Source organism: Mycobacterium sp. GA-2829 (assembly GCF_001499965.1).
Lineage (GTDB): Bacteria > Actinomycetota > Actinomycetes > Mycobacteriales > Mycobacteriaceae > Mycobacterium.
On sequence record NZ_LQIT01000006.1, the window covers coordinates 112,628 to 138,973 of the forward strand.

Annotated in this window: 18 protein-coding genes; 11 read left to right on the forward strand and 7 right to left on the reverse strand. The window is 68.6% G+C overall.

Annotated features, from left to right (window positions below; translation table 11 throughout):
* Position 1 precedes the first annotated feature (1 nt).
* A complete protein-coding gene (locus AU194_RS05485) occupies positions 2–1,873 on the forward strand; it encodes an ABC transporter family substrate-binding protein (RefSeq protein WP_059088221.1) in 1,872 nt (623 codons plus the stop codon).
* 50 nt (positions 1,874–1,923) lie between these two features.
* On the opposite strand, the gene AU194_RS05490 is transcribed toward AU194_RS05485, so the two are convergent.
* The 4 genes from AU194_RS05490 to AU194_RS05505 form a co-directional block, all read right to left on the reverse strand.
* Entirely contained in the window at positions 1,924–3,180 is a 1,257-nt protein-coding gene (locus AU194_RS05490) for a hypothetical protein (RefSeq protein ID WP_059088222.1), read from the reverse strand.
* 459 nt (positions 3,181–3,639) lie between these two features.
* On the reverse strand, positions 3,640–7,698 hold the full coding sequence (locus AU194_RS05495; RefSeq protein WP_059088223.1) for a hypothetical protein: 4,059 nt from the start codon (positions 7,696–7,698) through the stop codon (positions 3,640–3,642).
* A 1,072-nt stretch (positions 7,699–8,770) separates the two neighbouring features.
* Positions 8,771–9,964, reverse strand: coding sequence for a hypothetical protein (locus AU194_RS05500; protein WP_231743171.1), 1,194 nt, complete (start codon positions 9,962–9,964; stop codon positions 8,771–8,773).
* Positions 9,965–10,130: 166 nt separating this feature from the next.
* Positions 10,131–11,888 (reverse strand): PE-PPE domain-containing protein, encoded by a 1,758-nt coding sequence (locus AU194_RS05505; RefSeq protein WP_197417519.1) that lies wholly within the window; start codon positions 11,886–11,888, stop codon positions 10,131–10,133.
* On the opposite strand from AU194_RS05505, the gene AU194_RS32135 reads away from it, so the two are divergent.
* From AU194_RS32135 to AU194_RS05520, 4 genes are all read left to right on the forward strand, one after another.
* Positions 11,869–12,189, forward strand: a complete 321-nt coding sequence (locus AU194_RS32135) for a hypothetical protein (protein WP_197417520.1) — start codon at positions 11,869–11,871, stop codon at positions 12,187–12,189. The genes AU194_RS05505 and AU194_RS32135 overlap by 20 nt on opposite strands.
* Positions 12,190–12,569: 380 nt before the next feature.
* Positions 12,570–13,430, forward strand: a complete 861-nt coding sequence (gene mshB, locus AU194_RS05510) for an N-acetyl-1-D-myo-inositol-2-amino-2-deoxy-alpha-D-glucopyranoside deacetylase (RefSeq protein WP_197417523.1) — start codon at positions 12,570–12,572, stop codon at positions 13,428–13,430.
* 113 nt (positions 13,431–13,543) lie between these two features.
* Positions 13,544–13,957 carry a hypothetical protein gene (locus tag AU194_RS05515; protein ID WP_059088227.1) on the forward strand — a complete coding sequence of 138 codons (414 nt, stop codon included), beginning with the start codon at positions 13,544–13,546 and terminating at the stop codon, positions 13,955–13,957.
* Between the two features lie 96 nt (positions 13,958–14,053).
* On the forward strand, positions 14,054–16,633 hold the full coding sequence (locus tag AU194_RS05520) for a bifunctional FO biosynthesis protein CofGH (protein ID WP_059088228.1): 2,580 nt from the start codon (positions 14,054–14,056) through the stop codon (positions 16,631–16,633).
* 4 nt (positions 16,634–16,637) lie between these two features.
* Here AU194_RS05520 and AU194_RS30935 read toward each other — a convergent pair whose 3' ends face one another.
* Positions 16,638–17,153: an excalibur calcium-binding domain-containing protein gene (locus AU194_RS30935; RefSeq protein WP_082698487.1), complete on the reverse strand. Its 516-nt coding sequence runs from the start codon at positions 17,151–17,153 to the stop codon at positions 16,638–16,640.
* A gap of 172 nt (positions 17,154–17,325) precedes the next feature.
* Here AU194_RS30935 and AU194_RS05530 point away from each other — a divergent pair, with 172 nt between their 5' ends.
* From AU194_RS05530 to AU194_RS05545, 4 genes are all read left to right on the forward strand, one after another.
* Positions 17,326–17,880 (forward strand): YceI family protein, encoded by a 555-nt coding sequence (locus AU194_RS05530; protein ID WP_059088229.1) that lies wholly within the window; start codon positions 17,326–17,328, stop codon positions 17,878–17,880.
* Between the two features lie 261 nt (positions 17,881–18,141).
* The gene (gene fdxA / locus AU194_RS05535; protein WP_059088230.1) at positions 18,142–18,465 is read left to right on the forward strand and encodes a ferredoxin; all 324 of its coding nucleotides are present in this window, start codon (positions 18,142–18,144) and stop codon (positions 18,463–18,465) included.
* A gap of 43 nt (positions 18,466–18,508) precedes the next feature.
* Complete coding sequence (gene dapC, locus AU194_RS05540) at positions 18,509–19,594, forward strand: succinyldiaminopimelate transaminase (protein WP_082698488.1); 1,086 nt, start codon at positions 18,509–18,511, stop codon at positions 19,592–19,594.
* Positions 19,595–19,624: 30 nt separating this feature from the next.
* Entirely contained in the window at positions 19,625–21,370 is a 1,746-nt protein-coding gene (locus AU194_RS05545) for an acyl-CoA dehydrogenase family protein (RefSeq protein ID WP_059088231.1), read from the forward strand.
* On the opposite strand, the gene AU194_RS30940 is transcribed toward AU194_RS05545, so the two are convergent.
* Positions 21,271–22,932: a CdaR family transcriptional regulator gene (locus AU194_RS30940; RefSeq protein WP_082698489.1), complete on the reverse strand. Its 1,662-nt coding sequence runs from the start codon at positions 22,930–22,932 to the stop codon at positions 21,271–21,273. The genes AU194_RS05545 and AU194_RS30940 overlap by 100 nt on opposite strands.
* 83 nt (positions 22,933–23,015) lie before the next feature.
* Here AU194_RS30940 and pruA point away from each other — a divergent pair, with 83 nt between their 5' ends.
* The gene (pruA, locus tag AU194_RS05570; RefSeq protein ID WP_059088236.1) at positions 23,016–24,644 is read left to right on the forward strand and encodes an L-glutamate gamma-semialdehyde dehydrogenase; all 1,629 of its coding nucleotides are present in this window, start codon (positions 23,016–23,018) and stop codon (positions 24,642–24,644) included.
* A 3-nt stretch (positions 24,645–24,647) separates the two neighbouring features.
* A complete protein-coding gene (locus AU194_RS05575; RefSeq protein ID WP_059088237.1) occupies positions 24,648–25,604 on the forward strand; it encodes a proline dehydrogenase family protein in 957 nt (318 codons plus the stop codon).
* A 4-nt stretch (positions 25,605–25,608) separates the two neighbouring features.
* Here the strand turns inward: AU194_RS05575 and AU194_RS05580 are convergent, their stop codons facing one another.
* A complete protein-coding gene (locus AU194_RS05580; RefSeq protein ID WP_059088238.1) occupies positions 25,609–26,133 on the reverse strand; it encodes a hypothetical protein in 525 nt (174 codons plus the stop codon).
* Positions 26,134–26,346: the final 213 nt, after the last annotated feature.

Here is a 26,346-nt window from a genome sequence, read left to right on the forward strand (position 1 = left end):
CGTGCCGACCCGTCCCCGCCGTTACCGCGTGGCGTTGGGGGTGCTTCTCTCCGTCAGCGCCCTGCTGGGCGGCTGCACCGTGAGCCCGCCGCCTGCGCCGCAAAGCACCGAGACGCCGGAGACCACACCGCCGCCCGCGCCCAAGGCGACCCAGGTGATCGTCGCGATCGATTCGATCGGGCCGGGGTTCAACCCGCATTTGCTGTCGGACCAGTCGCCGGTCAACGCGGCGATCGCCGCGCTGGTGCTGCCCAGTTCGTTCCGGCCGATCCCCGACCCGAACACCCCGACCGGATCGCGGTGGGAGCTCGACCCGACGCTGTTGGTGTCGGCCGAGGTGACGAACGAGAACCCGTTCACCGTGACCTACAAGATCCGGCCCGAGGCGCAGTGGACGGACAACGCCCCGATCGGCGCCGACGACTATTGGTATCTGTGGCGGCAGATGGTCAGCCAGCCCGGCGTCGTCGACCCGGCCGGCTACGACCTGATCACCGGCGTGCAGTCGGTCGAAGGCGCCAAACAGGTCGTGGTCACGTTCTCGCAGCCGTATCCGGCCTGGCGTGAATTGTTCAACAACATCCTGCCCGCGCACATCGTCAAGGACGTCCCCGGCGGCTTCGGTGCCGGGCTGGAAGAGGCGATGCCGGTGACGGGCGGACAGTTCCGGGTGGAGACCATCGACCCGCAGCGCGACGAGATCCTGCTGGCCCGCAACGACCGCTACTGGAGCGCCCCCGCCAAACCCGATCTGGTGCTGTTTCGTCGGGGTGGGGCGCCCGCCGCGCTGGCGGACTCGATCCGCAACGGGGACACCCAGGTGGCGCAAGTGCACGGCGGCGCAGCGACTTTCGCGCAACTCAGCGCGATCCCGGACGTACGGACCGCGCGGATCGTGACCCCGCGGGTCATGCAGGTGACGTTGCGGGGGCAGCTGCCGAAACTGGCCGACCCGTCGGTCCGCCGCGCGATCCTCGGCCTGCTCGACGTCGACCTGCTGGCGTCGGTGGGTGCCGGCGACGACAACACCGTCACGCTGGCGCAGGCGCAGGTGCGCTCACCGTCGGACCCCGGCTACGTGCCGACCGCGCCGCCGGCGCTGGGTACCGAGGCGGCACTGGAACTGCTGGCCGAGGCCGGGTACGAGCTGGCAGGGCCCGGGGATGCGCCGCCGGGGCCCGAACCGGATCACACGCGCGGTCGGATCACGAAAGACGGTGTGCCGCTGAACCTGGTGCTCGGGGTGGCGGCCAACGATCCGACGTCGGTGGCGGTGGCGAACACCGCGGCCGATCAGCTGCGCAACGTCGGCATCGACGCGTCGGTGCTGGCGCTCGACCCGGTGACCCTCTACGGGGAGGCAATGGCCGAGAACCGCGTCGACGCGATCGTGGGCTGGCATCAGGCCGGGGGAGACCTCGCGACCGCGTTGGCGTCGCGATACGGCTGCCCGGCGCTGGAGGCGACGCCCGTCGCGACCGCGCCCGCCGCACCCTCGACGACACCGCCGGCGCAGACGTCCGAACCGCCGGCCCCGCCCGCACCGCCGTCGACCCCGCAGGCCACGCCGACCGCCACGCCGAGCCCCGCTCCGGAGTCCGGCGCGCTGGTGCAGGCGCCGAGCAACATCACCGGTGTCTGCGACCGCAGCATCCAGCCCAAGATCGACGCCGCCCTCGACGGCAGCGAGCCGATCGCCGAGGTGATCGACGCGGTCGAACCGCGGCTGTGGAACATGTGGACGGTGTTGCCGATCCTGCAGGACACCACGATCGTCGCGGCGGGGCCGAGTGTGCGGAACGTGAGCCTGTCCGGCGCGGTGCCGGTGGGCATCGTCGGCGATGCCGGCAACTGGGTGAAAACGCCCCAGTGACATCAGGAAGGCCCCCTCCGAGGAAGGGGCCTTCGTCGAACGATGGAGATTTACTCGGCGTCGCCTCCGCCGTTGTCGTTGCCGGTGTTGTCGTTGTCGGTGTTGTCGTTGCCGCTCTCGCTGTCACCGCCGCCGTTGTCGGCTCCGCCGGAACCGTTCTCGTCGTTCGACGGCTCCTGTTCGGTGACGTCCTCGTCAGCGGCGTCCTCTTGAGCGGCCTCCTCGTCGTTCTCCTCTTCCTCCGTAGCCTCCTCGGCTGGGGCCTCCGTCACGGGCGCCTCCTCCTCGGGGGGTTCGACGACCGTTTCGTCGCCGGCCTTCTCGTCGACGACGGCTATTACGTCATCTGGCTCAGGGGAGTAGCTCTCGGACGCGTCACCGGCGTCGACCGCGCTCTTGAACGACGCCCCGGTCACACCGGACTCGGTGATGTCGGAGGTGACGGTGTCGGCGGCTTCGGTGTCCGTCGACGGCACGTCGGCGACTCGTAACACCGGTGCCGCGGGCTTGAGGGCATCGGCGATCATCTGACGCAGGTTGAGCAGGCCCGCGATCGTGCCGAATTCGGGCGTCAGCAGGCCGCCGTTGAAGTCGAACCCGTTGAGGACGGCGCCGGTGACGAACCCGGGCACGTCGAGCGCCGCTGTGATCGCGCCGAGGATGTCGCCATCGACCGCGGCGTCCACGATGGCCTGGGTCGCCACGCCCACTGCCCCGAAGCCGGTTGCGATCGGCGAGAGAACGCCGAGTGCGACCGTCGCGAAGACAGTCACGGCCATGTTGGCGACGTCGAGCATGTTCTCGGCGGTGGCCGTGATGACTTCCTGAACGCCCACGAGCACGCCGAGCGCGGGGAAGAGGATTGGGGTGAGGAACGCCTGGAACAACTCCGGGAAGCCCTGGGCTGGGTGCCCCGTGACGATGAGCTCGAGGGCGTCCACGACGTTCGCCGGGATCCCGTCGGGGTTGAAGGGATCCAGCGCCTCGACGAAGCCCACGGCGAAGTCCTGGAATGCCGGCGCGAGCTTCTCGATGTACCCCAGCTGATTTTCGATCACCTGCTGCAGGATCGGGGCAGGGTTCTCGGCCACCATCTGCCCGAGGATGGCGAGATTCTCGGCCGTTGTGCCGAAGACGTCGATCCAGGTCTGGATGGGATTGACGGCTGCATTCAGTTCGACGCCGATGGTCGACAGGGTGGGTACCTTCACGTCCGGCAAAGGCGGTGCCACCGGGCTGATCGCGATGGCGCCGGCGCCGACGAGCGCTACGCCGGTGGCGAGATAAGAGCGGGCTGCGAGGTGCATGAGTCTCCTTGCGTCGGAGTTTTGTTGACGAAACCGCAACTTACCTCTCAGTAAGGTCACAGGAAGCGGATTGAGCAAACTTGCTTACGTCGACGTAAGGTGGCCCGCGTCAGACGCAGCGACTATCCACGAAACGCAATACACCAGCTAGGTGCCGAGATAAAACTCGCTAGAACCGTCGCAAAGTCGCGTCTGCGTCTGCCATCTGACAGCCTCTAGCTACATCACGATCATTTTATGATCATTGAGTGGGCAATGAAGAGTTGCTGTCGGTGACCGAACGAGCCGTCTTTTGCTGATGACGATGGCGTCAACAAGGCGGCCAACTGTTTGCAGACAGAAATTCGTCACGTCGACGTGCATGCCAGACAAGCGCATCCCGGCCACGTGCGCCGGTCACCGGGCAAACGCAAAGCGGCCCCGGACCGTGTGGTCCGGGGCCGCTCGCGGTGCTGCTGATTACTCCGAGTCGGAGGTCTTCTTCTCGGTCTTCGTCGAGGAGCTGTCGTTCGAGTCCTTGGCCGGCTTCTTGTTGCCGCCGACCGCCTTCTCGATGTTCTTCCGGACCCCGTCGAGGTTCTTGCGGGTCTGGTTGGCCGCACCCTCGAGGTTCTTGCGGGTCTGGTTCGCCGCACCCTCGAGGTTCTTGCGGGTCTCGTTGACCGCACCCTCGAGGTTCTTGCGGGTCTGGGTCAGCCCGTCGTTGATCTGCTTACCGGCGTTGTCGACCGCCTCACGCAGCTCCGCCTGTGCCTCGGTGACCTGCTTCTGCAGATCGGCAGCCGGGTTCGCCGGCGCGGGCAGCGTGATCTTGGTCGGCAGTTCGGGCAGTCGCGGCAGTGCGTTGGTGGCCGGCGCCTTGGCCGCCGGGGCGTCCTCGGTCGTCAGCGTCACCGCACGCGATCCGCTGCCCACCGAGGCGTCCGCAGCGTCCGAGGACTGGACCGCACCGGTGCGCAAGGCGTCGGCGTTGACGCGGTTGGCCTCGATGCCGCCGCCCGCGCTACCACCGATGCTGCCGCCGAACCCGCCGAGAGCCCCGCGGATGGCACCGCTGATCGCCGCGCTGATCGCACCGCCGATGTTGACGTCGCTGGCCGCCTCGGCGAAGGCCCGCGCCGCCGCGAAGATGCCGGCGCCGATGGCCTGGGCCGCGTCGTTGCCGTTCTCCAAGGCAGAGATCGCCGTGGCGCGGAACGCGTTGACCACCGCGCGGGTGGCCGCTGCGATGTTGTTGACCGCATCCGTGCCGATTTCGGTCAGCGAATCGGCTGCCGCACCGAAGTACGCGCCGGCCTCGCCGAACGATTCGACGAACTCCGCCGGGGTCGGCAGACCCTCGAGGCTCGCGCCGATCGCCGCGGAGATGTCCGCACCGACCTCGGCGAAGCCTTCCAGTGCCGCGGCACCCAGGTCCAGGCCGGCCTCGAGACCCGCTTCCAGCGAGAGCCCGAGGTCGGACAGCACCGGTCCGAGCGAGGCCGAGGCATCGATGAGCGCATCGATGAACACCGCCGGGCTGGGCAGATTCTCGACGGCTGCCTCGAACGCGGCGGCGAGCGTGCCGCCACCTTCGACGAGTGCCTCGAGGAAGGCGCCGAACGACTCGCCGCTGATGTCGATGCCGGTCTGGATGGCAGCGGTCAGCGCGGCCGACAGGTTGCCGATCGCGTCGGCGGTGGCATCGGCGATGGCGTCGAAGCCGGGTGCGAACGCCTCGATGGAGGTCTCGATCGCGGCGGCGAACTCAGCCGGGGTCGGGAAGCCCGCGATCGCGGCGTCGAACGCCGCAGCCAGTTCGGCACCCGCGTTGGCCAGCACGTCGGCGATGAGGCCGGCGTCCAGGTCGATGCCGAGGTCGACGATCAGGTCCAGCGCCGCGTCGATCGAAGCGCCGAGGTCGATGTCGATCGCGTTCAGGGCGCCGATGAAGGCGTCGAGGAACGCCTCGGGCGTCGGGAATGCGCCGAGGGCGGCCTCGAACGCCGCGGCCAGCTGACCGCCCGCGTCCTGCAGGCCGGCGAGGACCGCCTCGAACGCCGTCTCACCGGCAGCCAGGCCGGCCTCGATGGCGGCCGACAGCGCGCCGGAGAAATTGGCGATCGCGGTGCCGGTGGCGTCGGCCAGGGCGGTGAGGCCCGGGATGAAGCCCTCCAGCGCGGCCTCGAAGGCGGCCACGAATTCCACGGGCGACGGGAAGCCCTCGAGGGCGGCGTCGAAGATCGCGGCGAGTTCGGCACCGGCTTCGGCGAGGGCCTCGCCGATCGCGGTCGCATCCAGGTTCAGACCCAGGTCCACGACGACCTCGAGCGCGGCGTCGATGGCCGCCGCCAGGTCGACGTCGATGGCACCGAAGGCCGAGACCAGGGCGTCGACGAACGCCTCCGGCGTCGGGAACGCCTCGATCGCGGCGTTGAAGGCCGCGGCGAGATCGCTACCCGCGTCCAGCAGGCCGGTGACGATTGCGTCGAACGCGTCCACCCCGGCGGCGAAGCCGGTCTCCAGCGCCGTGGTGAGGGCACCCGACAGGTCACCGAACACCTCGGCGGTCGCCGCGGCGAGCGCATCGAAGCCCGGGATGACGCCTTCGAGGGCGGCGTTGAAGGCCGCGATGAACTCGTCCGGAGTCGGGAAGCCCTCCAGCACACCGTCGAACAGCGCGGCGAAATCCGCACCCGCTTCGAGCAGCGCGTCGGCGATGGCACCGGCGTCGAGGTCCAGGCCGAGGTCGACGATGGCTTCGAGCGCCACGTCGAGCGCCGCACCCAGGTCGACGTCGATCGCGCCGAACGCCGACACGAGGGCATCGATGAACGCCTCTGGCGTCGGGAACGCCTCGATCGCAGCGTTGAAGGCGGCGGACAGTTCGCCGCCGATGTCCTGCAGCCCGGCGATGAGGGATCCGAACGCGTCCAGACCCGCGATGGCACCGGCTTCCAGAGCCGCCGACAGCGCGCCCGAGAGATCGGTGAACGCCTCGGCCGCGGCCTCGGCGAGCACGTTGAAGCCCGGGACGAGACCGGCGACGGCGGCGTTGAAGGCCGCGAGGAAGTCCGCCGGGGTCGGGAAGCCTTCGATGGCGCCTTCGAACACGGCGGCCAGGTCGGCGCCGGCTTCGATGAGCGCCTCGGCGACAGCCGTGGCGTCGAGGGCCAGACCGAGGTCGACGATCGCCTCGAGCGCGACATCGAGCGCCGCACCCAGGTCGACGTCGATGGCGGCGAACGCATCCACGAACGCGTCGAGGAAGGCCTCTGGCGTCGGGAACGCCTCGATCGCGGCCGCGAACGCGGCGGCGAGATCGCTGCCCGCATCGAGCAGACCGTTGACGACGGCATCGAACGCGCCGATACCGGCGGCGGCGCCGGCGTCGATGGCCGCGGCCAGCGCACCCGACAGGTCGGTGAGCGCCTCACCGGCGGCCTCGGCGAACGCGTTGAGGCCCGGCAGCACACCCGTGATGGCGGCGTTGAACGCGGCGAAGAAGTCGGCCGGGGTGGGGAAGCCGTCGAAGACGTCCCCGAACGCGGCAGCCAGATCGGCACCGGCTTCGATGAGCGCTTCGGCGATCGCGGTGGCGTCCAGGTCGATCCCCAGGTCGACAAGCGCTTCGAGCGCCACGTCGAGTGCGGCACCGAGGTCGACGTCGATGGCGCCGAACGCCGAGACCAGCGCGTCGATGAACGCCTCGGGGGTCGGGAACGCCTCGAGCGCGGCGTTGAACGCGGCGGCGAGCTCACCACCGGCGTCGAGCAGTCCGTCGACCAACGCCTCGAATGCGGTGGCACCCGTGGCGAGACCCGCCTCGATGGCGGCGGCGAGCTCACCCGACAGCTCGGTGAACGCCTCGGCGGCGGCGGTGGCGACAGCGTTGAAGCCCGGGATGACGCCTTCCAGCGCAGCCTCGAAGGCTCCGACGAATTCCTCCGGCGTCGGGAACGCGGCCAGTGCGGCGTTGAACGCGGCGGCCAGGTCGGCACCGGCCTCGAGGAACGCCTCACCGATGGCGCCGGCGTCCAGAGTGATGTCGAGGTCCAGCGCGGCTTCGAGAGCGATCTCGATGGCGCCGGCGAGATCCAGATTGATCGACGCGAACGCGGACACGACGGCGTCGACGAAGGCCTCGGGCGACGGGAAGTTGGCGAGCGCGTTGTCGACCGCGGTGGCCAGGACGCTACCGCCGTCGAGCAGGCCCTCGACCACGGCCTGGAACGCGTTGTTGCCTTCCCCGACAGCGTTCACGAGCGCTTCCTGAAGCGCTCCGCCGAGACCGATGATCGCGGCCTGGGTCGCCTGAGAGGCGCTGTTGAGCGCACCACCGACCGGCGCCCACGCGGACTGGGCGGCGGCGATCAGATCAGACAGGGCCGACAGCGAAACGTCGTCGAGCACCGCGACCATCCGGTCGCCACGAATCTGGAAGTCCGGGGGCAGAACCTCGACCGGAGCCAACGCGATCGATGTAGCTCCCACAACGGCCACACCGGCGGTCAAGTACGACCGAACAGCAACTTCCATGACATCCCCTCAGAGTCTCAAAAAGCCCGACGGAGCAAAACATACCTGAGAACTACCTAAGTAACAAAGTGGTACCCGCCTTTTTCTACGGAGCTTTTCTGAGGTTACGATTCGCGTTTGCCTGACGGCTGCTACTCGTAATTAGCCTTCGATGTCGCCCGCGTTCACAAAGCGCCGGAATGGCAAATCGACGGCGGTGTGGGACGAGCTGTCTCCGATCGGGGTGAAAAGTCGTTCACCATGCTAACGACAATTGCTGGAACATTGAACCGTGAAGGTTCTTCGAGCGTATGGCCGTCGTGTGTTCGGGGTGGCGGATTGCCTATCTGGCGTTGATGGGTGCACTCCGACGCTTCTAGGTCGCGTCGCGCCGAGTTGACGGTCGTCATGTTGTTGTTTCAGCAAGGACTTGTGATGGAGCTACCGTTTGGGCAGGTCTTCGCTGGTTTTGGGTCCGACGGGGTGTCGGCAAAGAACCGAGGCGGATCGACGTGGGAACCGGCCGCAGTGGCCGGGAAGGGCTGGCGCGGACGTTCTCAGGAAGCGCAGGCGGCCCCGGCCGGGGCCCGGGGAGGCGCGGATGTCCCAGCTGAGAGGGATGTTTTGACGCTCGCGAAAATGGGTACCTGTGCAGGACTTCTCTGGCGTGGGTGATGAGTGGTCGTGGGAGGATTATTCGGGTGAGTCGCGCCGGCGGTCCCGCTTCTTAGCCGAGTCGCCGTACTCGGAGGCACGGCCGTCTCGAGTAGTTAGCTGTAGCCTGGGCGGCGAGACGTATAAGCGCGCATATGTAGTTAGCCACCTTATCAAGGACCGAGAAATCTGAGAGTCGGCTGAGGCGTCCAGTTAACTTCCTGGAGCGCTGCGCAGCGAACGGACAGGTAGGCGGTGCGCGGGTCTGATCGTGCGCTTGCTGAGCGGTCGGAGGCGCCCCGAGACGGCGCTGGGAACGGCACGACGCTGACGCGGACGTCAAATGGCTGACATGCGCCCTATCGCATGACCGAGTCTTTCAACGGGGTTTCACACGAGCGGCGAAGCGTCACAGTGACGCTTTGATGCGGTTGCGGTCTTACGACTGAGCGCCGTCGTCGTTTCCGGCCGGCTTGTCGCTCGGCTTCTCGTCCGGGGACGACGTGGAATTCGGCGACGAGGTGTCGGCGTCCTGATCGGCATCGTCGTTCTTGCCGCCGGTAGTGGCGTCGCCGGTGTCTTTGGTCGACGACGGAGTGTTCTTCTTCGGGCCCTGGGTCAAGCGCTTGATCGTCGACTGCATGTTGTCGAGACCCTGCTGAACGCGGACGCCGAACTCCTTGGCCAGATCGCCAGCCTTGGGGAGCTTCGCCGTGCTCGGCCGCACTGTCTTGGTGGGAACCTCGGCGTCGCCGGCGGCGGGCTCTTCGATGATCACGGGAAGTTGGGGTGCCGTTCCCGTTGAAGGCAGCTGCGATTGGGCGGTGGTCCCGGGTTTGGTCGTGGGCGCGGCGCCGTCGCGGATTTCGCCTGCGACGTCGTCGACGGTCTGGTCGACGTGGTCGATCAAACCCCCAGGCTTCCCGATCGGTTTCGGCAGGTTACGGATCAACGCGCGGATGAGAGGTTTGAGCGCACTCTCGTGGAAGGCCTTGTCGATCTCTTCGATACCGGTGAGATTCGGGTGCCCGGCCAGCAGGGCGGTGAGCGGTTCCACGATCAGGCGGCGGAGCGCCTCGTCGGGACCGATCTTGCCGGTAAGCAGTTGCTGCACCACCTGTTGGGTCAGCACCAGCGCGACCGCAGGAGCCATGCTGACCTGCTTGACGAAGGTGATGCCGGCCTCGCCGAAGCTGGTGCCGATGTCGGTCAGGGCGCCGACGACGTTGCCGATCGCGTCCGACGGTACACCCACCGGCAAGGGGGTGGGGGTGTGGCTGACCAGCGATCGCTCATGGTTGGGGGCGAAGTCCTCGACCGACAGCGGGATAGCGGGTTCGGTGTAGGTCAGACCGGTGCCGAATGCGGAGATCACCGAATCGCGCCCGGTGGTGGAGACGTCGTTGAACAGCCGCTGCAGCACCTCGATGGAGCTGAGCCAGTCCTGGCGGATGGCGCCGATCGACTGCAGGAACTCAGGGTCGAGGACGTCGAGCCGGTGACCGTCGGCGGTGAAATCCGATGCGGAGACACGGATGTCCGACGGCAGCGGGACAACAGGGTTCGCCACCACGACGGCAGCACCGGATATGACTACCCCGGTGGCCAGAAAAGGGGCGATGGCCCGCCGCATGGCGCCCTCCCCACGTGCGCAGCGTTCAATCGGTAAAGCGTAGCTGAGACTGGCCTGAGAATACAGCAGCCTGAGTGGTCGATTTCCTGAGAATATGCGTCGACAGGTTTAGAGCGGACGAAGCGACCCCGGGGCAGCACGCCCCGGGGTCGTTCCTTGGCTGCGGTCAGTCGGTTTCGGAAGCGGGTGCTTCCTTGTCCGGCTTGTCCTCGTTCTGGCTGTTCGTGGGTTGGTCGTCCTTGGCCTCGCGAGCGGGCTGCTTCTTCAACCCACCGGTCAGCGTCTTGCGGAGGTGCTCGCCCGCATCGTTGAGCCGGTCGACGCCGCCCTCCATCGCGTCGCGGACGTTCTCGCCCGCTTCGCGCAGATTCTTGATCAGAGCCGGTTGCTTGCCCGGGCGGTTGCGCAGGATCGGGTCCTTCTTGCCGGTCACGTCGGTACCCGGCTCGAGCTCGGCCGCGCCACCGCTGACCTCGAGGGTCACCTTCTGCGAGCCCTGGTCGAGCTGGCTCTGGTTGGCTGGCGGTGGCGTGGCCTCTTCAAGGGCGTCATTCGCGGTGATGGTCGTCGTCGGCCCGCTGGGCAGGCCGATCGGCAGCGGCGGCAGGTTCTGGATCAGGCTCGCCAGGTCGCCGAGGACGTCGATCGGGTTGCGGTAGATGCCGTCGGGCGGGTTGTTGACCCCCGGGATGCCGCCGAAGAAGAAGGCGTCGCGGACTCCGTCGACGAGGGCTTCGATCACGTCGCCCGGCACCTGACCCCAGTCGACGTTGTCGGGGAAGGTGAAGAAGGGTGCGTAATCCTGACCGTAGTTGTTGGAGAAATCGCGGTCATACGGGTCGATGCCGGCGGCGAGCTGTGCCGCGGTCGGGTTCTGGACGACGTTCGTGTAACCCAGGTTCCCGAGGATCTTGATGGCCGGCTCGATGGCATCCGCGAACGGGTTGGTGAAGCCGAAGGCGCCGCCGGTGAAGAAGTTGGCGACATCGGCCGGGTAGCGGAACGGCTCGAGAATCGGCTGACGGTCCGACGGGATGGTCAGGAAGATGTTGATCGCCCCGTCCTCGTCGAGAAGTCCGCCGATGATCCCCGGCAGCGCCGCGGCGAGTTGCGGCGCCAGGGCCGCGACATCGCCACCACGCAGGAGGTAGGTCGGAAACAGGCCTGCCGCAACGGAATTCGCGAGCGAGACCGGGTTCGGCCAGGCCGGGAAGTCCGAGAAGGGGTCGTATTCCGCCGTCGCGTCGATCTTGATCGGGATGAGTCCGCCGGTGGGGATGGAGATGTCGGGCAGGCCGATGGTGAGCGCACCGATCAACGCGGCCTTCTGCGCCGCAGGGATTGGCAGTGGAGCCAAGACGCCGGTCAGTGCTAACACCTGTGCGGCCGTGAGTGGTTCGGTGCCGATGTTCACGTAGTCCGCATCGTTTTCGACGTCGGGGGTGACGACACTCTCGTAGCCGAAGAGGCGGACGAGTGGGTCGAGCAGCGGTGCGAAGCGCGCCGCGATACCACCATCGGCGCGGCCCCAGTTCCGCAGCAGAAGGAGCGGCAGGATCGTCAGGATGTCCCGCTGCTCCTCGGACGTGAAGTAATCGCGGATCTGGGGATAGGCGAGACCTGTCGAGAGCGCTCCCAAACCAAAGCCGACGACGATCGGGATGCGAACTCCGTTCGCGAGAGGGATGTCAGGGACCTCGATTCCGAGGGGCTCAAGCAGCGGCGCCAGGGCATCGAGTCCGGCGATCACCGCAGGCAACTGCGGGTTCACCAGCCCAAGCAACTGCCCGATGTTCAGACCCGGTTCAGTGCTGGTGACCTCGTCGACAATGGCCCCCGGGAATGCGGGCACATAGCCCAGGTTGAGCCCGAACAGGTTGGCCAGCCCGAACGGGGGACCGGTCGTGACGAGGTTGATCCCCAACGGCTCCAGCAGATCCGGGATGCCGTTGATGGCGTCGAAGTTCAGCCCCAGCAGATCGCCGAGGTTGACGACGCTGCCCAGGTTGAGGATGTCGGTCGGCGAGAGGGCGGTCAGCTCGACCGCATCCGTGCGGGGAGCCTTCTGGTCGGGCACCGCCGAGGCGCCGGCCGCCGGGGCGGTCAGCCCCATCGTCAAGGCCGTCGCGGTCGCGGTCACCCCGCCCATCACGGCGGCTCTCCTCACACGGTTACGGAGCGGCCGCTTGCGGTGCTTCGACATTTATTACCTCCCTCTCAGCTGAATCTCAGGTGCGGCGAAACGTAACACCGGCCGACGCGGCCTCGGAGGTAATTGCTGCCGTCGCAACGACAGGTGATTGCAGTCGAAAGTTCTTTCTTTACAATCGCAACGTTGTGATCTGCACCACATGCCCACAAGTGAACGGCAGTTCCCCCGCGAGCGTCCGTCGACGGGGTGCAAAACCCTTGCAATAAAGAAAGATTCACCGCGATAGGTATCACCACGAATTCCGAAGGTCATCACACCCGGTAACCGGCAGCCCACGCCCCGCCTACGGCGAAACCAGTTGCGCTGGAAACCTGCCGAAAACCGGAAGAGTTTGCCGTCAGCGCCCCGTCATGCGTCGCCGCGCGGCGGAGACGCACCGGCGTACATTCACCGCTGATGACTGCACAAGCGCCCCGCCTGCTGTTCGTCCACGCCCATCCGGACGACGAGACCCTGACCACCGGCGGCACCATCGCCCACTACGTCACCCGCGGCGCGGACGTGCGCGTCGTCACCTGCACCCTCGGCGAGGAGGGCGAGGTGATCGGGGAGCGCTACGCCCAACTCGCCGTCGATCACGCCGACCAACTCGGCGGCTACCGCATCAGCGAGCTCACGGCCGCCCTGACCGCGCTGGGCATCGACGGGCCCCGCTTCCTCGGCGGGCCCGGGCACTGGCGCGACTCCGGCATGGAGGGCACGCCGGCGCGCCACCATCCCCGCTTCGTCGACGCCGACATGACCGAGGCCAGCGGGCTGCTCGCCGCCACCATCGACGAGTTCCGACCCCACGTCGTCGTCACCTACGACCCCGACGGCGGATACGGCCACCCTGACCACATCCAGACCCACCGCGTCACCATGACCGCCGTCGAGCGTGCGCACTGGCAGGTGCCGAAGGTGTACTGGACCGTCCTGGCCAGGACCGCCATGCAGGAGGCGCTCGACGCCGCCGCCGACATCCCCGAGAACTGGGTGCGGATCAGCATCGACGACGTGCCGTTCGGCTACACCGACGACCGCATCGACGCCGTCGTATACGTCCGCGACGCTCTCGCGGCCAAGGTCGCCGCCCTGCGCGCCCACGCCACCCAGGTGACCGTCGCGCCGAACGGGCAGAGCTGCGCACTGAGCAACAACATCGCGATGCCGATTCCGGCCGAGGAGCACTACGTGTTGGTCTCCGGGGAGCCCGGCCCCCGCGACGACCGAGGGTGGGAAACCGACCTGCTCGCCGGCGTCACCGTGGCGTAGCGAACACGGGTCACGGTAGGCTCCACCACATCCGGCGACATCGAAGGGGCAGTCATGGATCCCGACCTTGATCCCAACCTGCAGCACTGGCAGGACCGCCTCGACAGCTTCCAGTGGGTGGTCGGTTCTCTGGTGGGTGTGCTCGACAGCATCCCGACCTGAGGACGTCGCCGGCCCGCGCCGCCATCCTGGCGCTTCTCACCGTCGACGGTGTGCTCGCTGCCATCCTCGGCGCGTTCTTCCTCCCGCTGCGCATCGGCGCGGTCGCGTTCCCGGTCAGCGCGCTGATCGTCGGCCTCCTCAACGCCGCATTGGTCTGGGCGGCACAGCAGTGGACCGCCTCGAACCGCCTCGCCGCCCTCCCGCTGTGGGCGTGGCTGGCGACGCTGGTCGTGCTGTTCGCCTTCGGTCCGGGCGGCGACGTCGTCTTCGGCGGCCATGACGTGATGACCTACGGCGTGCTGATCTACACCGTCGTCGGGGTCGCTCCGGCCGCGTGGCTGCTCAGGCGTGCCCGTGCCGACTGAAGTGGGAGCGGACTACTGTGGCCGATATGCCGGAGTCAGTGCTTCCAGGATGTGAGACGCGCGGATGAAAGTTGCCTCCGCCGGGGTTAAAGGAGAGTGGCTCTGAACCCCCAGCACGGCGCTGATCTGCCCAGCCCGGTGTTCCCGCCGACGCCCGCAGCCCCCGGTTCCGCCGCGCTGCGGCGTGTACTGCGCCGGGCCCGCGACGGCGTCGCCCTCAATGTCGACGAAGCAGCGATCGCCATGACCGCGCGCGGCGACGACCTCGCCGACCTGTGCGCCAGCGCGGCGCGGGTGCGCGATGCCGGCCTGACCTCCGCCGGTCGCCGCGGACCCAACGGCCGCCTGCCGGTGACCTATTCGCGCAAGGTGTTCATCCCGGTCACGCACCTGTGCCGCGACACCTGCCACTACTGCACGTTCGTGACGGTGCCCGGACGGCTGCGCGCCCAGGGACTCGGCATGTACATGGAGCCCGACGAGATCCTCGACGTGGCCCGCCGCGGTGCCGAACTCGGTTGCAAGGAAGCCCTTTTCACGCTCGGTGACCGTCCCGAGGAGCGGTGGGACGAGGCCCGTCAGTGGCTCGACGAGCGCGGTTACGACTCCACCCTCGATTACGTGCGCGCCATGGCGATCCGCGTGCTCGAGGAGACCGGCCTGCTGCCGCACCTCAACCCCGGCGTGATGAGCTGGGCGGAGCTCTCGCGGCTCAAACCCGTTGCGCCGTCGATGGGCATGATGCTCGAGACGACTTCCCGGCGGCTCTTCGAGACCAAGGGTTTGGCGCACTACGGCAGCCCCGACAAGGATCCGGCAGTGCGGTTGCGCACCCTCGACGACGCCGGCCGCCTGTCGATCCCGTTCACCACCGGACTGCTCGTCGGGATCGGTGAGACGCTCGCCGAACGCGCCGAGACGATGCACGCGATCCGCAAGTCGCACAAGGAGTTCGGGCACATCCAGGAAGTGATTGTGCAGAACTTCCGGGCCAAGGACCACACCGCGATGGCGTCCACGCCCGACGCCGGGATCGAGGACTTCCTCGCCACGGTCGCGACCACACGTCTGGTGCTCGGCCCGAAGGTGCGCATCCAGGCGCCGCCGAACCTGGTGTCGCGCGAAGAGTGCCTGGCGCTGATCGCCGCCGGCGTCGACGACTGGGGTGGCGTCTCGCCGCTGACCCCCGACCACGTCAACCCGGAACGCCCGTGGCCCGCCCTCGATGATCTGGCCGACGTTACCGCCGAGGCCGGATACGACCTGACGCAGCGCCTGACCGCGCAACCGCAGTACGTGCAGGCCGGTGCGGCGTGGATCGATCCGCGGGTGCGGGGGCATGTCGACGCGCTGGCCGACCCGGGGACCGGGCTCGCACTCGACGTGAACCCGGTGGGCCGGCCGTGGCAGGAACCCGACGAGGCGCTGCAGTCGCTGGGCCGGATCGACCTGCACGAGGCCATCGACAGCGAGGGTCGGTTGACCGACACCCGCAGCGATCTGGGAAGCGCCTTCGGCGACTGGGAGTCCATCCGCGAGAAGGTCCACGAGCTGGCGGCGCGGGCGCCCGAGCGCATCGACACCGACGTGCTGGCGGCGTTGCGGGCCGCGGAACGCGACCCGGCGGCACTCTCGGATGACGAGTACCTCGCACTGGCCACCGCCGACGGTCCGGCGCTGGACGCCGTTGCCGCGCTTGCGGATTCGTTGCGCCGCGACGCCGTCGGTGACGACGTGACATTCGTGGTCAACCGCAACATCAACTTCACCAACATCTGCTACACCGGCTGCCGGTTCTGCGCCTTCGCGCAACGCAAGGGCGACGCCGACGCGTATTCGCTGTCGACCGACGAAGTCGCCCAACGAGCGTGGGAGGCGCACGTCGCCGGGGCCACCGAGGTGTGCATGCAGGGCGGGATCGACCCCGAGCTGCCGGTCACCGGTTACGCGGACCTGGTGCGCGCGGTGAAGAAGCGGGTGCCGTCGATGCATGTGCACGCGTTCTCCCCGATGGAGATCGCCAACGGCGTCACCAAGAGCGGAATGTCGGTGCGCGAGTGGCTGACCGCGCTGCGCGAGGCCGGGCTGGACACCATCCCGGGCACCGCCGCGGAGATCCTCGACGACGAGGTGCGCTGGGTGCTGACCAAGGGCAAGCTGCCGACCTCGATGTGGATCGACGTGGTCACCACCGCTCACGAGGTGGGGCTACGGTCGAGTTCGACGATGATGTACGGCCACGTCGACCAGCCGCACCACTGGGTCGGTCACCTGCGCGTGCTGCGCGAGATCCAGGACCGCACAGGCGGTTTCACCGAGTTCGTACCGCTGCCGTTCGTGCACCAGTCCTCACCGCTCTACCTGGCGGGCGGCTCCCGTCCCGGCCCGACGCACCGCGACAACCGGGCGGTCCACGCGCTGGCGCGGATCATGTTGCACGGCAGGATCTCTCACATACAGACCAGTTGGGTCAAACTCGGCGTCGAGCGCACACAGGTGATGTTGCAGGGCGGCGCCAACGATCTCGGCGGAACGTTGATGGAGGAGACCATCTCGCGGATGGCGGGTTCGGAGAACGGCTCGGCGAAGACCGTCGAGGAACTCGTCGCGATCGCCGAGGGCATCGGCCGCCCGGCGCGGCAGCGGACCACCACCTACGCGCCGCTGGCGGCCTGACCCGTCAGGGCAGCAGGCCCGCTGTGGTCAGGCAGGTCACGTCGTGTCCGTCGCCGGCCACGCCGGAGTCGACCAGTCGGCCGGAGAGGATCTCGCACGAGAGCGTCGCGGCGTCGCCGATCGCGGGGTCGGCGCCGATGTAGGAGTTCGCGTCGATCACCGGCTGGCCGAATGTCGCGCGCCCACCGCACCGGTTGACCACCTGGTAAGCGCGGGTGTCCGGGGTGGGCACTGTGATGTCGATGCAGTCGGTGCCTGTCCAGTCGACGACGACGTTGTAGCCGGCGGCCACCACCGGCGCCGGTGCGTAGACCGGCGCGCCACCCGTCTCGCAAGCCACGCCGTCACCGTCGCGGTCGAGTTTGGCGCTGTAGCCGGGCTGGCCGGCGAGGATCGGCGCCGCCCCCACGGCACGCGCCTCGTCGCAGTTGCGGTACGCGCCCGCCACTGGAGCGCTCACCAGCGCCAGCGACGGTGTGGCCAGTGCCGCGCACGCGAAACCGACGACGATCTTCTTCATGGAATCCCCCCGAGGTGGTTCGTGACGGTGCGCCTGCGATCGCGGGCACCCGAGAACACATCGACCCGGGAGAGCGGGCGTTACCGCCCGCCCGGAATAGAACCGGACCGAGGTCCGTTTGTGTTGATTGAGTGCCGGAACCTGCCCGGCGCACGACCCCAAGGAGACTCCCATGACCTCGACCACCTCCACTGCCACCGCGCTCGGCGTCGGCACCTGGGCCATCGACCCCATCCACTCGACGCTGGGCTTCGCCGTACGCCACCTGATGGTGAGCAAGGTGCGCGGCACATTCGACGACTTCAGCGGCACCATCACCGTCGGTGAGGACGGCACCGCGTCGGTATCGGCCGAGATCAACGTGGCCTCGCTCAACACCCGCAACCCCCAGCGCGACGAGCACCTGCGGGCGGCCGACTTCTTCGACACCGCGAACCACCCCACCGCGACCTTCACCTCCACCGGCGTGCGCACCGAGGGCAACCGTTACGCCCTCGACGGTGAGTTCACGCTCAAGGGCCACACGCGTCCGATCACCCTCGACCTGGAGTTCATAGGCACCAACCCCGGGATGGGCCACGGCGAGGTCGCCGGCTTCGAGGCCTCCGTCGTCCTCAACCGCAAGGACTACGGCATCGACTTCGACGCCCCGCTGGAGACCGGCGGCACCGTCGTCGGCGACAAGGTGACCATCACCCTCGAGATCGAGGCGCTCAAGCAGTCCTGACGCGCACGGTCCGAACGCCACGGTTCCCCGACGGGAGCCGTGGCGTCTTCGTCTCCGCAGCGCAGTGCCGCTTACGCGCATCAGGCGTGGCGGGTGGGCGTTTTGTATGTGCGACGTTTAGTATCAGTAACCGCGCGCAATCCTGGTGCGGAGGGCGCGTGAAAAGTTAGGGCAGGCTGAGACAACCGTCCAGGTGCCGGATGGGCATACTTCCGGGGCAGCCCACTGGACAGTTGGACCGAGGAACACCTAGGAGAACCGGTGACGTACGTCATTGCCGAACCCTGTGTCGACGTGAAAGACAAGGCATGCATCGAGGAATGCCCCGTCGACTGCATCTACGAGGGCGCACGCATGCTGTACATCCACCCCGACGAGTGCGTCGACTGTGGAGCCTGCGAACCGGTGTGCCCGGTCGAGGCGATCTACTACGAGGACGACGTCCCGGATCAGTGGGGCGGTTACACCCAGCACAACGCGGACTTCTTCGCCGACCTGGGCTCTCCTGGTGGCGCGTCGAAGGTGGGTCAGACCGACAACGATCCGCAGGCCGTCAAGGACCTGCCGCCGCAGGGCGAGGACTGACACGTCCACCCCTGAGGTAGCGCGCCGGGCGGTCTCCGCCCGGTTGCCCGAATTCCCCTGGGACACGCTCGCCGACGCCGGCGCGCTCGCCCGCTCGCACCCCGACGGCATCGTCGACCTGTCGGTCGGCACGCCCGTGGACGAGGTGGCCCCGGTCATCCGCGATGCGCTCGCCGCGGCGAGTGGCGCGCCGGGATATCCGACGACGGCCGGTACGCCGGCGTTGCGTGCGTCGGCGATCGCCGCGCTGGAACGCCGCTACGGCATCACCGGGCTGACCGACGATGCGGTGCTGCCCGTGATCGGCTCCAAGGAGCTGATCGCGTGGCTGCCCACCCTGCTCGGCGCGGGCCCCGACGACCTGGTCGTGGTGCCCGAACTGGCGTACCCCACCTACGATGTCGGCGCGCGGCTGGCCCACGCCCAGGTGCTGCGGGCGGACTCCCTCACCCAGCTGGGGCCGCAGACACCGGCGCTGATCTTCCTCAACTCCCCGAGCAACCCGACCGGCCGCGTCCTGGGCCTCGACCACCTCCGCAAGGTCGTCGGGTGGGCGCGCGAACGTGGGGTGCTTGTGGCGTCCGACGAGTGCTACCTCGGCTTGGCGTGGGAGGCCGAACCGGTTTCGGTGCTGCACCCGTCGGTCTGCGACGGTGACCACACCGGGCTGCTGGCGATGCACTCGCTGTCCAAGACGTCCTCGCTGGCGGGGTATCGCGCGGGGTTCGTGGCCGGTGACCCGGCGGTGGTCGGCGAGCTGCTCGCCGTCCGCAAACACGCCGGGATGATGGTGCCGACACCGGTACAGGCCGCGATGGTGGCAGCGCTCGACGACGACGCCCACGAACACGAACAGCGGGAGCGCTACGCCCGTCGCCGTGCGGTGCTGCTGCCCGCCCTGCAGGGCGCCGGCTACACCGTCGACCATTCCGAGGCGGGGTTGTACCTGTGGGCCACCCGCGGTGAGCCGTGCCGGGAGACCGTCGACCGGTTGGCGCGGCTCGGGATCCTGGCCGCGCCGGGAGAGTTCTACGGACCCCGCGGCGCCCAGCACGTCCGGCTGGCGTTGACCGCCACCGACGAGCGCATCGCCGCCGCCGCGGAACGGCTTTCGGCGAATCACCGCTAGCACGTCGCCGCCGTAATACCGTCGCAGTCGATGAGCGACGCGTTCCACACTCAGGAGAAGGCCGAGCGTTACCGCACCGAGCGCTACGCCGGGGCCGTCGGGCTCAACTGGTACACCACCGATCCGACGCTGCAGTTCATGTTGGCCTACTACCTGCCGCCGGACCAATTGCCGATCGCCGAAACGCATCTGACGCGGATCGGCGCGCTGATGGGCGGCGACGTCGCGCGGTGGGCAGAGGAGACCGACCGCAACCCGCCGTGGCTGGAGCGCTACGACAAGTGGGGCCACGACGTCAGCCGCGTGGTCATGCCGCCGTCGTTCACCGCGGCCAAACGCGCTGTGCTGGACAGCCAGCAGGCGCTGCGCGACGACGTCCGCGCCGCAGGCGGTCGCTCGTCGATCCCGATGTTCGCGGCGAACTACCTGCTCGATCAGGCCGACATCGGGATGGGCTGCGCGTTGGGCACCGGCGGCGGGATGGTGCAGGCGCTGGTGGCGGCGTACGCGCCGACCGACGTCCGCGACCACGTGCTGGCGAAGTTCGAATCCGGCGAGTGGGCGGGGGAGACCGCGCAGATGCTCACCGAGCGCACCGGCGGCTCGGACCTGGGTGCGCTGGAGACGACGGCGACCCGCGACGGCGACGCCTGGCGGCTCAACGGGTTCAAGTGGTTCGCCTCCAACTGCGACGGTGAGGCGTTCGTCGTCCTCGCCAAACCCGAAGGGGCCCCGGACTCCGGGCGGGGGGTGGCCTCGTTCCTCGTGCTGCGCACCCGGCGCGACGGCACCCGCAACGGGGTCCGGATCCGGCGGCTCAAGAACAAGCTCGGCACCCGGTCGGTGGCGTCGGGGGAGGTGGAGTTCGCCGACGCCGAGGCGTTCCTGCTCTCCGGCGAGCCGAGCACCGAGGCGGGTCCGTCGGACGGCAAGGGGCTGGGCCGGATGATGGAGCTCACCAACGCCGCCCGCCTGGGCATCGCGCTGTTCGCGCTCGGCAACGCGCGGCGCGCGCTGGTGGAATCGCTGACCTATGCGCGGCACCGGCACGCGTTCGGATCGGCGTTGATCGACAAACCGCTGATGCGGCGCAAACTCGCCGAGATGATCGTCGACGTCGAGGCCGCCCAGGCGCTGGTGTTCGACGGCACCGGACTGGCGAATCACCGTCAGCCACGGCGGATCCGGCAGCGCATCGCGGTCCCGGTCACCAAGCTCAAGGTGTGCCGCCTGGGCATCACGATGGCGTCGGACGCGATCGAGATCCACGGCGGCAACGGCTACATCGAGGACTGGCCCGTCGCGCGGCTGCTGCGCGATGCACAGGTCAACACGATCTGGGAGGGGCCGGACAACATCCTGTGCCTGGACGTGGCGCGCGGCATCCGGCGCGCTGCGGCCCACGAGGCGCTGCTGAGCCGGTTGCACGACGCCGTGTCGGTGTCCGACGACGACGCGACGACCGCCCTGGTGTCGCAACGGGTACTGGATCTGGAGGCGGCGGTGACGGCGTGGACCAAGCTCGACGGGGCGGTCGCCGAGGCGCGACTGTTCCCGCTGGCGCAGTACATGGCCGACGTGTACGCCGGTGCGCTGCTGACCGAACAGGCGGCGTGGGAGCGCGCCGAGCGGGGCGGTGAGCGTAAAGCGTTGGTGGCGCGGCTGTATGCGCGGCGCTACCTGGAGGACCGCGGACCGCTGCGCGGGATCGACGACGACAGCGACGAGGCGCTGGACCGCTTCGACGAACTGGTCGAGGGAGCGTTCACCGGCTGAGCTCCTTCGGTGGCCCGCAGCCCGAGTGCGAGCACGAGGCGGTCGTCGGGGTCGTCGAGCGAGGTGTCCAGCAGGGTCTCGATGCGGCGGATGCGGTAGCGGATCGTGTTGGGGTGCACGTGCATTCGGATCGCTATTGCCGCAATGTCACCGAAACCGTCGAGGTAGGCGCGCAGGGTGTCGGCGAGCAGCGGTTCATGGTCGCGTAGCGTGCGCACGCGCGGGTCGATGAGCCCGGGATGGTCGGCGACGTGGGCGACGATCTCGTCGAGCACCACCGTCGTGCGGGCGTCGGCCAGCGATGTGATCTGCCCGATGGCACCGGGATGCCTTGCAGCGCTGTCGAAGACGCGGTCGATCTCGACGCGCGCGGCCGCCGCGTCGGCGAGCCCGTCCAGCGGGGCGGCGATGACGGCGTGCAGTGTCAGCCCCACCTCGCGACGCAGCATCCCGGCCACGCCACGCACCCATGACGTCACCGACGCCGGGGCGCCGATCTTCGGGAACAGCACGTACACCCGTTCACCGGTCGAGGCGACCTGAGCGTCGGCGCGAAAAGCCGTCGCGCTGAGTGCGATCACGTCGGGGGGCGGCTCGGTGCCGAAACCGATCAGCGCCGCGCGGCTGTCGGCGTCGACGCCGAGCTCGCGGGCGATCGCGCCGATGTCGACGTCGGTGTCGTCGGTGAGACCGAGGAGTTCCCGTACCCGCAGGGTGTGGGTCGACGGCGCGGCGGCCATCCGGTCGAGCACGCGCGCGGCCAGCACCGCCCCGCCGCGCAGCACTTCCTCGGCGTCGTCGGCGAACGGGGCCGAACCCTGCTGCAGCCAGATGGTGCCCGCGAACGTCGGTGTCCGACGGGAGCTCGAGGGCAGATGGATGCCGACCGCCATGCGCGGCCGCAACCCGAGTTCGGGGCGCTCGGCCACGCGCACGACGTCGGGGGAGGACCGCAGTGCGTCGAAAATGCCCCACTGCCCGATCCAGGCCAGGTGTTCGGGCGGTCCGGCGCGGCCGAGGATCGACAGTCGGCGCAGTTCGTCGGCCTCCTCGCTCGATGCCGAGTAGGCCAAAACGTGGGACTGGGCGTCCTCGATGCTCACCATGCCGCGGGCCCGGTCGGCGATCGACTGCGCCAGCCCGAACAGATCGGTGCCCCCGGGCAGCGGCGGGTCGTCCCGGTCGGTGTGGTGGTCGAAGAACTGGTTGACCAGCCGGTAGAGCCGCTCCCAACGAGCGTGCGGGTCGACGGCGACGACCTCGGCGCCGCGGTCGGCGGCGTGCTCGACGAAATCGGGTGAGGGATTCTTGACGAAGACGGCCACCGGCGGCCGGGGTTGGGCGGTGAACCAGCGGACGGCGGCGTCGGCGGGCACACCGAGCAGGAAGAACAGGTCGGCGTTGCCGGCCGACGGGGCGATGCCGAGCCGCACGTCGTCGGCGTCGACGAGGGCGACCGAGGCCACCGGCAGGTCGAGGCCGCGCGGCGCCTGCTGCAGCGTGACCATCGTGCGGTCCAGCGCCAACAGCAGTTCGCCGAGCCGGATACGGGCTGGGCGCATATTGTCGGATCGTAATAGGCGACGCGTGTTTCTTTGGCGGATCAGCTAAGTGATGCAGGTCTCAGCTCGGCGATTCTGGTGCCATGGACGCGATCACCGAAGTACCCCTGCCCGCCAATGAGCCGGTGCACGATTACGCCCCGGGTTCGGGTGAGCGGGACCGCCTGACCCAAGCCCTCGCCACGGTGGCCCCGGAGTCGATCGACCTGCCCCACGTCATCGGCGGCCGCCGCCGCATGGGGGAGGGCGAGCGCATCGACGTCGTGCAACCGCATCGTCACCATGCGCGGCTGGGCACACTGACCAATGCCACGCACGAGGATGCGCGCGCCGCGATCGACGCCGCGCTGGCGGCCAAACCGGGCTGGGAGGCGACGCCGTTCGACGAACGCGCCGCGGTGTTCCTGCGGGCGGCCGACCTGCTCGCAGGACCGTGGCGGGAGACGCTGGTCGCGGCGACGATGCTGGGCCAGTCGAAGTCGGCGTATCAGGCGGAGATCGACGCCGCGTGCGAGCTGATCGACTTCTGGCGGTTCAACGTCGCGTTCGCCCGGCAGATCCTCAACCAGCAGCCGATGAGCACGCGGGGGGTGTGGAACCGCACCGACTACCGGCCGCTGGAGGGGTTCGTCTACGCGATCACCCCGTTCAACTTCACCGCCATCGCGGGCAACCTGCCCACGGCGCCCGCCCTGATGGGCAACACCGTGGTGTGGAAGCCGTCGCCGACGCAGATGTTCGCCGCACACCTGACGATGCAGCTGCTCGAGGCGGCCGGCCTGCCGGACGGGGTGATCAACCTGCTGGCCGGCGACGGTAAGGCGGTGTCCGACGTGGCGCTGGCCGATCCGCGCCTGGCGGGTATCCACTTCACCGGGTCGACCGCGACGTTCCAGCACCTGTGGCGTGAGGTCGGCACGAACATCGAGCGGTACAACGGCTATCCGCGGCTCGTGGGGGAGACCGGCGGCAAGGACTTCGTCGTCGCACATGCGAGCGCGCAGCCGGACGTGCTGCGGACCGCGTTGATCCGCGGCGCGTTCGACTACCAGGGGCAGAAGTGTTCGGCGGCGTCGCGGGCGTTCGTGCCGCGGTCGGTGTGGCAGCGGATGGGCGACGATCTACTCGGCGCGACCGAGGCGCTGCGCTACGGCGACGTCACCGACCTGTCGAATTTCGGTGGGGCGTTGATCGACTCGCGGGCGTACGCCAAGAACGTCGCGGCGATCGAGCGGGCCAAGAGCGCACCGTCGGTGACCGTCGCGGTCGGCGGGGACTACGACGACGGCGAGGGGTTCTTCGTACGCCCGACGGTGCTGCTGTCCGACGATCCGTCCGACGAGTCGTTCTGCACCGAGTACTTCGGGCCGATCCTGTCGGTGCACGTCTATCCCGACGACGACTACGAGCGCATCCTCGACGTCGTCGACGGCGGCGCCAAATACGCGCTGACCGGTGCGGTGATCGCCGACGACCGCCAGGCCGTCCTGCGCGCACAGCAGCGGCTACGGCACACCGCGGGCAACTTCTACGTCAATGACAAGCCGACCGGGGCCGTGGTCGGGCAGCAGCCCTTCGGTGGGTCGCGGGCATCGGGCACGAACGACAAGGCGGGGTCGGCGCTGAACCTGATGCGGTGGACGTCGGCGCGCTCGCTCAAGGAGAACTTCGTTCCGCCGACCACCCACGACTATCCCCACATGGAGGTGTGAGCGATGGGTGCCTTTCAGCGTTTCGCCCGGCCCGCGATCCTCGCCGCCGCGCGGTCGTCGTCGCTGCGCCACACGGCCGAGCGGTTGTCCGTCACCCGAAATGTGGTGCACCGGTTCGTGCCCGGGGAGGGTGTCGACGACGCGCTGGATTCGGTGGCAGCGCTGCGGGATTCGGGGCGCATGGTGAGCGTCGACTATCTGGGGGAGGACGTCACCGACGCCGACACGGCGAACGCGACCGTCGAGGCGTATGTGAAGCTGCTCGACCGGTTGGACCGGCGTTCGGAACCTGCCGGCTCGGTGCGGCCGCTGGAGGTGTCGCTGAAACTGTCCGCGTTGGGGCAGGCGTTGCCGCGCGACGGGGAGAAGATCGCGCTGGAGAACGCGCACACGGTGTGCACCCATGCGCAGCGGGTCGGGGTGTGGGTGACCGTGGACGCCGAGGACCACACGACGACGGATTCGACGCTGTCGATCGTGCGGGAACTGCGCACGGAATTTTCCTGGCTCGGCACGGTGCTGCAGGCGTACCTGCACCGCACGGCGGAGGACTGTGCCGAGTTCGCGGCGTCGGGTGCGCGGATCCGGTTGTGCAAGGGCGCCTATGACGAACCGCGGTCGGTGGCGTTCCGGGAGGCCGACGCGGTCACCGATTCGTATCTGCGGTGCCTGGAGACATTGATGGCGGGGCGGGGCTATCCGATGGTGGCGTCGCACGATCCGGTGGTGATCGATGCGGTCCCGGGGTTGGCTTCGGCGCACGGGCGCGGTGCCGGCGACTTCGAGTACCAGATGCTGTACGGAATCCGTGACGCCGAGCAGCGGCGGTTGGCCGAGGCGGGAGATGCTGTGCGCGTGTATGTTCCGTTCGGCACGCAGTGGTACGGCTACTTTGTGCGCAGGCTCGCGGAGCGGCCGGCCAACATGACGTTCTTCCTGCGGGCGCTGGCGCAGCGGTGAGGGGTCACCAGACGGGGTATGCGGCGACTGCCATGGTGACGTTGCCGTTGCATGGGCCGCCGAGAATGTCGGTGCGCCAGCTGCCTTCCAGTGAGCCGTCGCGCTGGGGGACGTAGTAGACGAAACTGCGTGCCGGTGCCCACACTTTCGGAACACCGTCGCCCATGAAGCAATCCCATTGCCAGTCGTAGGACTGGGTCCAGCGCGAGCCGTCCCAGGTATAGCGCAGGGGCTGGGGGACGGTCGGGTTGGTGGAGCGTGGGCCGCTCACCACGGTGGCGATGCAGGAGCCGCTGACACAGTCGGTCTTGAAGACGTACTGACCGGTGAAGTCGGCTTCGGGCTGCAGGGCGGCGGGGCTGGTGCCTGCCTTCTGGGAGGCGTAGCTGACGACGTTGAAGCGTCCGGTCCAGATCTGGCCGACGGGTACGGCGGAGGCGACGTCGCTCGGGCGGACGAGGGTGGCGATCATGGCGACCAACATGACGGTGGCGGTCAACAACGCCGCTGACGCTCGACGGGTAGCCATCGCCTTCCTCGCACTTCAGTTCAGGACACTCTTCATGCCGGAAGCGCCAGCGTAGCAGTGGTTTTCGACCGAACGGCGGACGTTATCCGAACTTGTCGATCTTGTTACCGTGATCCTCTGGTGTAGACACCCGCTGTGCCGCTAGAAGGGCGGGGGTCGGTTGCGTTCGGCGACGAAGTCGTCGTTGAGTTTGCGTTGTTCGTCGATGTAGCG